Below are 12,086 nucleotides of genomic sequence, written 5' to 3' on the forward strand. Positions count from 1 at the left end.
CTGCGGCACGTCCCGAAACCCGGTGGCCGGGTCAGATCGGTTCGGCGTCTCCGAAGGTCATCTGCAGACGGGAGATCGACGACGTGAGCAGTGCACGTCGGGGCAGTCCCAGGGTGCGCAGTTCCCCGGCGACGGGATGGGTGCCCAGACGCAGGTCCGCGCCGCCGATCCGGCTACGCACGCCGGAAGGATGCATCGTCCATCCGGTGCGCCGGGTGACCCCGTCCAGATGCGAGTAGGCCGTGACGGAGGCGGCAGCACCACGACCGGGAACTGCGAGACCCGGTCGTACCGACAGCTCCGCGATCAGCTGCCCGTCGCTGCGCACCGACGCGCGCTTGACGTCGCCGGTGTGGTCGGCCTCGAAGTCGGCGAGAGTCTTGGGAAAACCCCAGATGCTGCGCCCCGCCGCGAGGGTGAACTCGCCGTCCACCGGGAGCCGGTGAATGAGGGCACCCGCGCCGCCACGCGCGAGGTCCCGAAGATCTCGCAGCGCGGTGCCGCCGCGCCGGCGGTGGTCGCGAACGAGGAAGCACATGCCGAACTCGTTGTAGGGTCCGAGATCACCGTCGACGTAGTCCACGAACACCAGGACGCAGATTCCGCGACCCGGGCGGGGGTGCAGCAGTTCGAGTCCCGTGTGGTCGATCAGCGCCTGTGCCGGCGCGGCGGGCACCGAGTACATCGCGGTGAATGCCGTCGCGGCCCGGACCCGCACCGGCATCTCGATCTCGGTGCCCGAGATGATGTGTGTCGTCACGCCCTGCCCCTCTGCACGAACCGGATCGCGACCCGGCGGCCGGCCGGGTTGTGAATGAGAACGTGTTCTACTATTCGTGCTCCTGGCCGGGAGCGCAAGAACTCGGCGAAGGCGTCCGAACAGGCAGCCGCGCCGGATGGGCGCGGCTGCAGGGTGCGTCCGTCAGCGCGGTGCGCCGAGGTTCATCTCGTCCGGGTGCATGCCGACGCGCGTGCCGTCGTCGAGGGTCGCGATCTCGCTCAGATCGAGGTCGTCGAGCTCGAAGTCGAACACGTCGATGTTCTGCGTGATCCGCTCGTCGTGGACGGACTTCGGGATGACGATCAGCCCGTTCTGCAGATGCCAGCGAATCAGCACCTGGGCGGCCGACTTGCTGTGCCGGTCCGCGATGCGAGTGATGATCGGATCGACCAGGAGCGTGTTCGGCTTGGATTCGCGGCCCCAGCCCGAGTTGCTGGTTCCGCCCAGCGGGCTCCACGATTCGACGGCGATCCCGTGGTCGGCAGCGAAGTCGCGGATCTCCTGCTGGGGAAGGTGCGGGTGCAGCTCCACCTGGTCGACGGCGGGCAGCATGCCGCCGCGATCGACGAGCAGCTGCAGGTGGTGCGGCTCGAAGTTGCACACGCCGATCGCCTTGGCCCGTCCGGACTCGGCGATCTTCTCGAGCGCGTCCCACGTGCGCAGCAGCCGGTCGTTGTCCTGCAGCGGCCAGTGGATCAGGTACAGGTCGACGTAGTCGGTGCCGAGGCGGCGCAGGCTCTCGTCGAACGCCTTCGTCGCCCGGTCGTAGCCCTGGTCGGAGTTCCACAACTTCGTGGTGAGGAAGACCTCCTCCCGCGGGACGGACGCCGAAGCGATCCCGCGTCCGACGCCCTCCTCGTTCCCGTACGCGGCGGCGGTGTCGATGTGCCGGTAGCCGGCCTCGTCGAGGGCGTAACGCACGGCGTGTTCGGTCTGCTCGTCGGTGGCCTGCCAGACTCCCAGGCCGAGCTGCGGGATGGTGGTTCCGGAATTCAGCGTGATGACGGGAGTGCTCATCGTTCCAGGCTAACGAGTCCGGAGATGTCCTGCCGGGCTCGAGTCCGGCGCTCACTCGCCCAGCGGGGTACCGCGGAATCCTGGTTCGGTGTCCCGTCGGGAATGCCACCGGACGAGCACGCTCGAAGTCCGATCGGCGAAGGGTTGCGATCACACGAGCGGGCTTCCCGCGCCGAGACCGCCCCGCATCTCGGTCAGCCGAGGGGTTCGATCTCACCCGGTCGCCAGGTCCGGTCGAACCATGCCTGGAGTGGTCCGTACAGGCGCAGGAGTACGAACCAGCCCTTGCCCGGGACAGTCCGGATCCAGTTCGACTCCCGGCCCGCCGGCGAGGCGGGTCCGAAGTAGACGTCCACCGAGCCGTCTTCGCCGGCTGCGACCGTCCCGGTGTTGCTGTTGAGCGACGGGTACGGGTCGTCGGTCTGCAGCAGAGAGCGGGACTGGCAGTCGTAGACGCACACCGACCAGAAGTCCTTGGCGGGAATGCCTGCGGGCAGGTGCATTCGGTAGGTGCGGCCCCCGTCCAGCCACTCTCCCTCGGCGTCCTCGGCGGTGTAGGCGTACTGCGAGCCCACCCCCACCATCGGGGTCGCCATCGCGGGAGTGACGACGGTGGCGGCGTAGTGGAACAGCGTACGGGCATCCAGGAGACGAACGCCGTCACGCAGGAACTCGGAGCTCCCACCCACGAAGGCCGTCTTCCACGACGACACGTCCCGGCCGTAGAGGTAGGCCTGCGGGTCACGCGGCCGGTACACGATGGTGCGCGCAATCGCCGAACCGATCGGCGCAGCCTGAGACAGGATCGCGTGCATCCGCTCGTCGGGAGCGAAGGGCCGGCCCTTGACAATGCCGATCGCCGCGAGCTGCCCGGCCAGCTCGGGATCGAGCGCGTCGACGGGTTCTTCCTGGACGATCTGGTCGACCTCTTCGTAGAACGAGAAGTCGTTCGAGTGAACGGTGTTGAACGGCACGCCGTCGGCCTCGACGAACCGCATCTCCGGCGGGTCGTCGGCCTGGGCGAGCGGATAGACACGGGTCTGCTCGATGACATCGAGCCCGCCGAGATTGCGCGCGAACAAGAAGTTGGTGAACGTCCGTGAGCGGTAGGTGAAGTAGCCCTCGGGGACCTCGCCCTCGTACCCCGGCGGCAGCAACAGGTACTTTCCGCCCCGCCCCTTGTCGGGCCCGGCATTGCCCAGGTCGGCCACGTACCGGAACCAGAAGTCGTCGACCACGTCGAGCGACATCGGTGGGCACTCGACAACCGTCGGCCCGTCGGCCCTCAGATCGAGCACCGCGATCCCGTAGGTCGTCTCGGTGTTGGCTGTCAGGAAGCAGGGCACCGAGTCCATGCGGGGGCACACGGCCATCTCCCGCGACGTACGGATCCCGATCGAGCGGAACCCGGTACGCATGGCCACGAGCGACGCGCCGGGAACCGCGTTCAGGAACACGTCGACGCCACGCAGCAGGTCGAGACGATCCCAGCTCAACGCCATCGTCTCCGGGTCCGGCATCCCGTCGTCGAATCGGAATGTCCCCAGATCCGTCTCGACGACATCGGGGATCCCCACCGCGCGACGGACCTCGTCGGAGCTCCCGCCGGAAGACCGAGCCGGCATGACCCCTCCTTCCCCGGCTGCGCTCGGGACCGGGTCGCCGTGGTGCGCGACGTCTGTCGAGGGTCACCCGAGGAGCAGGCCGGGCAGTTGGCAGCTGCTGCGTCCTCTCTGCAAGATAAAGGCACCGCACTCGATCCGGCAAGGCTGCTTGCCCGGATCCGGGGTGGAGAGGCCTAGGCGCCGAACCGGGCGGACGATGTGCACGTTCCGCCGATACGGACCCGGGCAGGCGGCGTACGGACGTTGCGCCGCCGGCAACGGGGCGAGGAGGCGGCACCCGGTCGCGGGTGCCGCCCGCGCTCAACGCACGATCGCGGTCAGGAACTCCCGCGGCTGCCCGAACAGCTGGGCCGTTCCGTGCGCCCGCTTGAAGTACAGCTGCGCGTCGTGCTCCCAGGTGATCGCGATGCCTCCGTGCAACTGGATCGCTTCCGCGGCCACCTGCTCGAACGCCTCCGAGCAGTACACCTTCGCCGCGTACGCATCCTGCGTATCCTGCGACAGCGCGGCCGCGTACGACATCGACCGTGCGGTCTCCACCAATGCGTACATGTCGGCCATGCGGTGCTTGAGCGCCTGGAACGATCCGATGACCCGGCCGAACTGCTTGCGGTTCTTCGAGTACTCCACCGTCAGCTCCAGAGCCGCCTGAGCCGCTCCGACCTGCTCGGCCGACACCGCGATCAGCGCGACCGTCCGCAGCCGCTCCTCGAGACCGGCGGAAGCGGTGAGCCGCCGGCCCACCACCCCCTCGAAGCGCACCTCGGCGAGAGAACGGGTCGGATCCATCGTCGGCACCCGGCGTCGCACGACACCGTCGGCGTCCGGATCCACCTCGACGAGCGCGACGTCGTCCCCGTCGGCTGCGAGCACCAGCAGGGTCGTCGCGACGTCCCCGCCGAGCACGTAGTGGGCGGTGCCGCCGAGCCGGTCGCCCTCGAGCACGACACCGGGTGTGGACCAACCGGCCTCGGAAGCCCAGCACACGGCTGCGATCTCCCCGGCGGCGATGCCCGGCAGCAGGCGGGCGCACGCGTCGGTGTCACCGGAGAGCAGCAAAGCCTGTGCCGCGAGCACCGCCGAGCCGAGCATCGGCGACGGGGTGAGCGTGCGGCCGAGTTCCTCGAGCACGACGTGGGTCTCGGCGAGGGAGGCGCCGACACCGTCGTACTCCTCGGGCACGGCGAGGGCCGCGACGCCGATCTGTTCGACCATCTTCTGCCACAGGTCGGCGTCGTAGCCGTCCGGCAGGGTGATCGCCTTGCGCACCGCCGCGGAATCGGAGTGCCGGCCGAGCAGGCTGCGCACCGACTCCCGCAGCGCGGCGCGATCCTCGGTCTCGAAGGTCACGATGCGTCCTCCAGCGCGTCGACGACCCGCGCCCGGTGCACATCCGCGGTGCCCCATGCGGTGACGAGGGCCCGCACCCGAGTCAACGCCAGCGACAGATCGTGTTCGAGGGTGTAACCGATGGCGCCGTGCACCTGCAGTGCCGTCCGCGCCGCCCGGTAGGCCGCCTCACCGCAGGCCACCTTCGCCGCCGAGACGTCGCGGGAGGCGGTCGCGGCGCCGTCGCGCACCGCGAGCGCCGCACCGAGCAGCAGCGGGCGCGCCATCTCGAGGCCGACGGCGACCTCGGCGAGGTGGTGCTTGACGGCCTGGAACGATCCGATGGCGCGACCGAACTGCTTGCGCTGCTGCGCATACTCGACCGTGGTGTCGAGCAGGGTGCGTCCGAGGCCCTGCAGCTGCGCCGCGGTGGCCAGGGCTCCGTAGTCGAACGCGGCACCGAAGTCCGTGTCGCCCAGGGTGTCCGCTGCCGCGACGGCATGCAGGCGGCGGGCCGGGTCGACGGACTGCCGGGCGTCGCCGGCGGTGCCCGTCGAGACCGTGCCGCCGCCGACGTGCAGCACGAGGTCGGCGACGTCGGCATCGACCGCGTACGGCACGTGCGGTGCCGCGGCGACCGTCGCGAGCTCCCCGGAGGCGAGCGCGGACAGCCGGTCCGGCGCGACGGCGGCCAGCAGGATCGGCGCCACGGCCACGGTCTCGACGAGTGGGCCGGGCACCGCGTGGCGGCCGAGCTGTTCCATGGCGACGACGAGGTCGAGCGCGTCGGCCCCGAGACCGTCGTGGTCCTCGTCGACGAGCAGCGCGCCGACGCCGACCTCGGCGAGCCGTTGCCACACCTTCAGGCCGGGGCCGGTGTCACCGGCGGCCCACGACCGGACGACCGCAGGCAGATCGGACTTGGCGAGCAGCGCGTCGATGCTGGACGCGAAGTCCTCGTGGGAGGAGTCGAGCGCGAATCTCATCGGTCGCCCTTCGGAAGGCCGAGCAGCCGCTCGGCGATGACGTTCTTCTGAATTTCGTTGGTGCCCGCGTAGATCGGCCCCGACAGGGAGAACAGGTAACCGTCGGTCCAGTCGTCGGCGAGCTCCGCGGCCGGGCCCTGCAGGTCCAGCGCGGTCTCGTGGGCGGCGATGTCCCAGTCCGACCAGAACACCTTGTTGATGGACGACTCGGCGCCGAGCTGACCGCCGTCCTGCAGCCGGGTGACGGTGGCCCAGGTGGACAACTCGTACGCGCGCGCCCCGATCCACGCGTCGGCGACGCGGTTGCGCAGGGACGCGTCCCCGTGCCGGTCCGACGCCGCGTACAGCGCCAGCAGGCGGTCGGTGGTGGCGAGGAACCGTCCGGGGGAGCGCAGCGACAGTCCGCGTTCGTTCGAGGCGGTGCTCATCGCGACGCGCCATCCCTCGTTCACGCCGCCGATCACGCCGGACTCGCCGGGATTGCCGGGGTCGTCCGGGACGAACACGTCTTCGAGGAAGATCTCCGCGAAGCCGGGTTCGCCGTCGAGCTGGTCGATGGGCCGGACGGTGACACCCTCGGCACGCAGATCGAACATGAAGTAGGTGATGCCCTTGTGTCGCTGCGCATCCGGGTCCGAGCGGAACAGTCCGAAGCCCATGTCCGCGAAGGACGCCCGCGAGCTCCACGTCTTCTGCCCATTGAGCAGCCACCCGCCGTCGACCCGCCGGGCGGTCGAGCGCAGCGACGCGAGGTCGCTGCCGGACTCCGGTTCGGACCAGGCCTGGGCCCAGATGTCGTCGGCACGGGCCATGCGCGGCATGATGCGTGCGAGCTGGTCGGGGTGGGCGTGCTCGAACAGCGTGGGAGCGAGCAGGAAGATGCCGTTCTGGCTGACCCGGCCGGGCGCGCCGGCGCGGTAGTACTCCTCCTCGAACACCACCCACTGCTGCAGCGTGGCGTTGCGGCCGCCGAGTTCTTCAGGCCACGAGACGACCGACAGGCGGGCGTCGGCCAGGGTGCGTTCCCACTCGCGGTGTTCCTCGAAGCCCTCGGCCGTGTCCATCGACTTCAGCGGGTTCGACGGGACGTTCTCGGCGAGGAAGGCGCGGACCTCGTCGCGGAAGGCGAGGGTCGCGTCGTCGAGTTGCAGATCCACTACTTCGTTCCTTCCTGCGCGGCAGAGCCGCTCACCGGGCGTGCGCTCGCGGCCATCGATTTCGCGTTCATGCCGCCGAGGGAGTCGGTGCCGACCTCGGCGTTGTGGGCGTGCGCGAAGTGGTGCAGGCCGAACACCGAGTCCATGCCGTTGCGCATGCCCATCTGGTCCTCGCACTGGTTGACGGCACGTTTGGTCAGGGCCAGCCCGAACCGCGGCATCTCCGCGATCCGTCCGGCCAGGGCGAGGGTCTCCTCCTCGAGCTTCTCGCGTGGCACGACGCGGTTGACCATGCCGACCTCGTAGGCGCGCTGGGCGCCGAAGCGGTCACCGGTGTAGAGGATCTCCTTGGCGAAGCGCGTGCCCAGCACCCAGGGGTGGGCGAAGTACTCCACGCCGGGAATGCCCATCCGCACCACCGGATCCGAGAAGAACGCGTCCTCCGAGGCGACGATCAGGTCGCACACCCACGCGAGCATGAGGCCGCCGGCGATGCACGCGCCCTGCACCATCGCGACCGTCGGCTTGGGGATCTCCCGCCAGCGGCGGCACATGCCCAGGTACACCTCCATCTCGCGCGCGTACCGCTGGTCGCCGCCGGGCTTGTCGACGTGGTCCCACCACATGACGGCCTTGTTGTCGTAGTGGACGTGGTGATCACGACCGGGGGTGCCCAGGTCGTGCCCGGCGGAGAAGTGCTTGCCGTTGCCCGCGAGCACGATCACCTTGACCTCGTCGTCCTCGACGGCGCGTTCGAAGGCGGCGTCGAGCGCGTAGGTCATCACGGAGTTCTGCGCGTTGCGGTAGTCCGGCCGGTTGAGGGTGACGATCGCGATGCCGTCGCGCACCTCGTAGGTGACGACATCGGGTTCGTAGGGGACGGTCATGACTTCTCCTCACGCAGAATATTTTTCAGAACCTTGCCGGACGGGTTGCGAGGCAGGTGCCCGGCGAAGCGGACCGAGCGCGGCACCTTGAAGTTGGCCAGCTTCTCCTTGCAGAACGCGATCACCGACTCCTCGGTCAACCCGCTGCCCTCGAGGGCGACGACGTGCGCGCGGCCCACCTCGCCCATGCGCTCGTCGGGCACGCCGACGACCGCGACCTCGTGCACGCCGGGCAGGCGCATCAGCGCCGCCTCGATCTCGGCGGGATAGACGTTGAACCCGCCGCTGATGTACATGTCCTTGAGCCGGTCGGTGATGTCGAGGTAGCCGCGTTCGTCGAGGGTGCCGACGTCGCCGGTGTGCAGCCAGCCGTCGGCGTCGATCGTCTCGGCGGTGGCCTCCGGGTCGTCGAGGTAACCGAGCATCACGTTGGGGCCGCGCAGCAGGATCTCGCCCTTGTCGCCGATGCGGACCTCGAAGCCGGCGGTGGCGCGGCCGGAGGAGGTGGAGACGGTGACGGGGTCGTCGTCGGTGCGGCACATCGTCGCGACCACGGCCTCGGTCTGGCCGTACGCGGTGAGCACGGCGTCGAAGCTCAGCTCGTTCTGCATGCGCTCGACGAGCGCGACGGGTACGGGGGCGGCCCCGGTGACCGCGATCCGCAGGGACGACATGTCGAACTCGTCGCGGCGGGGGTGGTCGAGGATGCTCTGGTAGATCGTCGGCGCGCCCGGCAGCACGCTGATCCGCCGGTCGGCGACGGTGGCCATCACCTTCTCGACGTCGAACACCGCCATCGGCACGACGGTGGTGCCCGCGAGCAGCGCTGCGACGAACCCGGCCTTGTAGCCGAAGCTGTGGAAGAACGGGTTGATGATCAGGTAGTTGTCGTCCGGTGTGAGCTCGGCGCACTCGGCCCACGCCTGCGCGACCCCGATCAGCTGCCGGTGGGCGCTGAGTACGCCCTTGCTGCGCCCGGTCGTGCCGGAGGTGAAGAGGATGTCGCAGACGTCGTCGGGGGAGACGGCCCGCGCCCGGGCGTCGGCCTCGGTGCGCGCGTCCGCCGTCGCCGCGGCGAGGAAGTCGTCCCAGTCCACGACGCCGTCGGCCGGTGCGTCCGTCCCACCCAGCGGGACCCGCACCACGGTGGGCACGTGCAGACCGGGCGCGGCGGCGCGCAGAGCGGCGTACCGGTCCGTGCCGAGGAAGTCGCCGGCGACGACGAGGGCCTCGGCGCGGATGCGGTCGAGGATGTCGTGCGCCTCGGCCCCGGTGTAACGGGTGTTGACGGGGACGACGACGCCGCCGGCCCACTGGATCCCCAGCGCGGCGACCATCCAGTGGTGGGTGTTGGGCGACCAGATCGCGACGCGTGCACCGGGCCCGACGCCGTGGGCGACGAGCGCGGCGGCGAATTCGCGGACGCGATCGCGAAGTTGTGCGAACGTCGGTCGCACGTCGCCGTCGACGATCGCGATCCGGTCGGCGTACACCGATGCGGCGCGTTCGACGGCGGCCGGTGTGGTTCTCGGTTGTGCAGTCACGGAGCTCCCTACCTAGCAAGTGCTTGGTAGGTTATCGTACAGACGTGCATGAGAGCGAGAGACTGGACGACACGGGTTTGGCCGACACCGAATTCGCCGCGACCGTCCGCCGGTGGCTGGAGGAGAACCTGACCGGCGAGTTCGCCGACCTCAGAGGCAAGGGCGGACCGGGAAGCGAGCACGAGTTCTTCGAGGAGCGCCTGGCCTGGGACCGGCACCTCGCAGCCGCCGGATGGACCTGCATCGGCTGGCCCACCGAGCACGGCGGCCGCGGTGCCACCCTCGAGCAGCAGGTGATCTTCCACGAGGAGTACGCCAAGGCGAACGCGCCGGCGCGCGTGAACCACCTCGGCGAGGAACTGCTCGGCCCCACCCTGATCGCCTTCGGCACCGAGGAACAGAAGCGCCGCTTCCTGCCGGGGATCCGCAACGTCACCGAGCTGTGGGCGCAGGGCTACTCCGAGCCCGGTGCGGGTTCCGACCTGGCCAACGTCTCCACCACCGCCCGGCTCGAGGACGGGAAGTGGGTGATCAACGGCCAGAAGGTGTGGACGTCGCTCGCGCACGTCGCGCAGTGGGCGTTCGTGGTGTGCCGCACCGAACCCGGCTCGACCCGGCACCGCGGCCTGAGTTTCCTGCTCGTGCCGCTCGATCAGCCGGGCGTGACGGTCCGGCCCATCCAGCAGCTCACCGGCACCTCCGAGTTCAACGAGGTCTTCTTCGACGACGCCGTCACCGACGCCGACCTCGTCGTCGGCGCGCCCGGCGACGGCTGGAAGGTCGCGATGGGCCTGCTCACCTTCGAGCGGGGTGTGTCGACCCTCGGCCAGCAGATCGGTTTCGCCCGGGAACTGCAGAGCATCGCCGATCTGGCGGTCTCGACCGGTGCGGCCGACGACCCGCACATCCGCGAACGGATCGCCCGCGCCCGCATCGGGCTGCGCGTCATGCGGGCCCACGCCGTGCGCACCCTCGGCGACGCCGACCCCGGCCAGGCGTCGGTGGCGAAGCTGCTGTGGGCCAACTGGCATCGCGACCTCGGCGCACTGGCGATGGACGTGCAGGGTCCCGCCTCGCTCACCGGACCGGACCACGACCACGCCGGCAACCCGTCGCTGCTGTCGGACCCCGAGCACCTCGAGCTCGCCGAATGGCAGCGGCTGTTCCTGTTCACCCGCGCCGACACCATCTACGGCGGATCCAACGAGATCCAGCGCAACATCATCGCCGAGCGCGTGCTCGGCCTTCCCCGAGAGGCCCGACCGTGACCACTTCCCCCCTCGTCACCCCGCCCGTCGAAACGCCGGGCCACGGCCTGCTGAGCGGCAAGAAGGTCGTCGTCACCGCCGCCGCCGGCACAGGCATCGGGTTCGCGACCGCCCGTCGCGCCCTGCTCGAGGGCGGCGACGTGCTCGTCTCCGACTTCCACGAGCGCCGGCTCGGGGAGACGGTCGGCAAGCTCGCCGCCGAGTTCCCGTCGCAGCAGGTGGAGTCCATCGTGTGCGACGTCTCCTCGACCGAGCAGGTCGATGCGCTGATCACCGGTGCCGCCGAGCGGCTCGGGCGCATCGACGTGCTGGTCAACAACGCCGGACTCGGCGGCGAGACCCCCGTGGTCGACATGACCGACGAGCAGTGGGACCGTGTCCTCGACATCACCCTCACCAGCACCTTCCGAGCGACGCGCGCGGCGCTGCGCTACTTCCGGTCGGCCGACCACGGCGGCGTCCTCGTCAACAACGCCTCCGTGCTCGGGTGGCGTGCGCAGCATTCGCAGGCGCACTACGCGGCCGCCAAGGCCGGCGTGATGGCGCTGACCCGCTGCTCGGCGATCGAGGCCGCCGAGTACGGGGTCCGGATCAACGCCGTCGCGCCGTCGATCGCGCGGCACGCCTTCCTCGCGAAGGTCACGAGCGAGGAACTGCTCGACCGGCTCGCCTCCGACGAGGCGTACGGGCGGGCCGCGGAGGTCTGGGAGATCGCTGCGACCATCGCCATGCTCGCCAGCGACTACACCACGTACCTGACCGGCGAGGTCGTCTCGATCTCGTCGCAGCGGGCCTGACCCGTGCGCGGTTCCGGTAGCTGCCGCTACCGGAACCGCGCACGGCAGCCCTGAAAGGATGCCTCCATGACTCCTCCCAGAGACGATGCCGCCAAGTCCGGGCGCCGGGCCGAGCTGCTCGACATCGCCGCGGAACTGTTCGCCTCGCGCGGGGTGCGTGCCACCACCGTGCGCGACATCGCCGACGCCGCAGGCATCCTGTCGGGCAGTCTCTACCACCACTTCGACTCCAAGGAGTCGATGGTCGACGAGATCCTGCGGGGATTTCTCGACGACCTGTTCGGTCGCTACCGCGAGATCGTCGCCTCGGGTTCGGACTCCCGCGCCACCCTCGAAGCGCTCATCACCGCGTCGTACGAGTCGATCGACAAATCGCACGCCGCGGTCGCGATCTACCAGGACGAGGCCAAGCGGCTCGTGGAGAACGAGCGGTTCTCCTACATCTCCGACCGCAACACCGAATTCCGCGACCTGTGGGTGGGGGTGATCGAGCGCGGCATCGCCGACGGCACGTTCCGGCCGGACGTCGACGTCGAACTCGTCTTCCGGTTCCTGCGCGACACCGTGTGGGTGGCCGTGCGCTGGTACCGGCCCGGCGGCACCCTCACCGCCGACAAGGTGGCCCAGCAGTACCTGTCCATCGTGCTCGACGGACTTGCCAATCCCTGAACCGACTTTCCCGGAACCGACTAGGA

The 12,086-nt window shown here is 69.9% G+C and carries 11 protein-coding genes; 3 read left to right on the forward strand and 8 right to left on the reverse strand.

The window, feature by feature from the left end:
• Positions 1-31: 31 nt before the first annotated feature.
• The 8 genes from AC2IPW_RS03555 to AC2IPW_RS03590 form a co-directional block, all read right to left on the reverse strand.
• A complete protein-coding gene (locus AC2IPW_RS03555; protein WP_486376964.1) occupies positions 32-724 on the reverse strand; it encodes an acetoacetate decarboxylase family protein in 693 nt (230 codons plus the stop codon).
• Positions 725-922: 198 nt separating this feature from the next.
• Positions 923-1,798 carry an aldo/keto reductase gene (locus tag AC2IPW_RS03560; RefSeq protein WP_486376312.1) on the reverse strand — a complete coding sequence of 292 codons (876 nt, stop codon included), beginning with the start codon at positions 1,796-1,798 and terminating at the stop codon, positions 923-925.
• A gap of 194 nt (positions 1,799-1,992) precedes the next feature.
• Positions 1,993-3,423, reverse strand: coding sequence for a DUF1254 domain-containing protein (locus AC2IPW_RS03565; RefSeq protein WP_486376313.1), 1,431 nt, complete (start codon positions 3,421-3,423; stop codon positions 1,993-1,995).
• Between the two features lie 300 nt (positions 3,424-3,723).
• A complete protein-coding gene (locus AC2IPW_RS03570) occupies positions 3,724-4,773 on the reverse strand; it encodes an acyl-CoA dehydrogenase family protein (RefSeq protein ID WP_486376314.1) in 1,050 nt (349 codons plus the stop codon).
• Positions 4,770-5,738: an acyl-CoA dehydrogenase family protein gene (locus tag AC2IPW_RS03575; RefSeq protein WP_054371640.1), complete on the reverse strand. Its 969-nt coding sequence runs from the start codon at positions 5,736-5,738 to the stop codon at positions 4,770-4,772. Before AC2IPW_RS03575 ends, AC2IPW_RS03570 begins: the two co-directional genes overlap by 4 nt.
• Positions 5,735-6,895 (reverse strand): acyl-CoA dehydrogenase family protein, encoded by a 1,161-nt coding sequence (locus tag AC2IPW_RS03580; protein WP_003935862.1) that lies wholly within the window; start codon positions 6,893-6,895, stop codon positions 5,735-5,737. The genes AC2IPW_RS03575 and AC2IPW_RS03580 overlap by 4 nt, the downstream gene beginning before the upstream one ends.
• A complete protein-coding gene (locus tag AC2IPW_RS03585; protein ID WP_010594488.1) occupies positions 6,895-7,782 on the reverse strand; it encodes an enoyl-CoA hydratase in 888 nt (295 codons plus the stop codon). Before AC2IPW_RS03585 ends, AC2IPW_RS03580 begins: the two co-directional genes overlap by 1 nt.
• Positions 7,779-9,326: a FadD3 family acyl-CoA ligase gene (locus AC2IPW_RS03590; protein WP_450121001.1), complete on the reverse strand. Its 1,548-nt coding sequence runs from the start codon at positions 9,324-9,326 to the stop codon at positions 7,779-7,781. The genes AC2IPW_RS03585 and AC2IPW_RS03590 overlap by 4 nt, the downstream gene beginning before the upstream one ends.
• A gap of 44 nt (positions 9,327-9,370) precedes the next feature.
• Between AC2IPW_RS03590 and AC2IPW_RS03595 the strand changes: the two genes are divergently transcribed.
• From AC2IPW_RS03595 to AC2IPW_RS03605, 3 genes are all read left to right on the forward strand, one after another.
• Positions 9,371-10,594 (forward strand): acyl-CoA dehydrogenase family protein, encoded by a 1,224-nt coding sequence (locus AC2IPW_RS03595; protein ID WP_486376315.1) that lies wholly within the window; start codon positions 9,371-9,373, stop codon positions 10,592-10,594.
• Positions 10,591-11,391 carry an SDR family oxidoreductase gene (locus tag AC2IPW_RS03600; RefSeq protein WP_450121003.1) on the forward strand — a complete coding sequence of 267 codons (801 nt, stop codon included), beginning with the start codon at positions 10,591-10,593 and terminating at the stop codon, positions 11,389-11,391. The genes AC2IPW_RS03595 and AC2IPW_RS03600 overlap by 4 nt, the downstream gene beginning before the upstream one ends.
• A 66-nt stretch (positions 11,392-11,457) precedes the next feature.
• The gene (locus AC2IPW_RS03605) at positions 11,458-12,060 is read left to right on the forward strand and encodes a TetR/AcrR family transcriptional regulator (protein WP_003935857.1); all 603 of its coding nucleotides are present in this window, start codon (positions 11,458-11,460) and stop codon (positions 12,058-12,060) included.
• The last annotated feature ends 26 nt before the right edge of the window (positions 12,061-12,086 follow it).

This window comes from Rhodococcus sp. NS-SX18, from assembly GCF_057367935.1.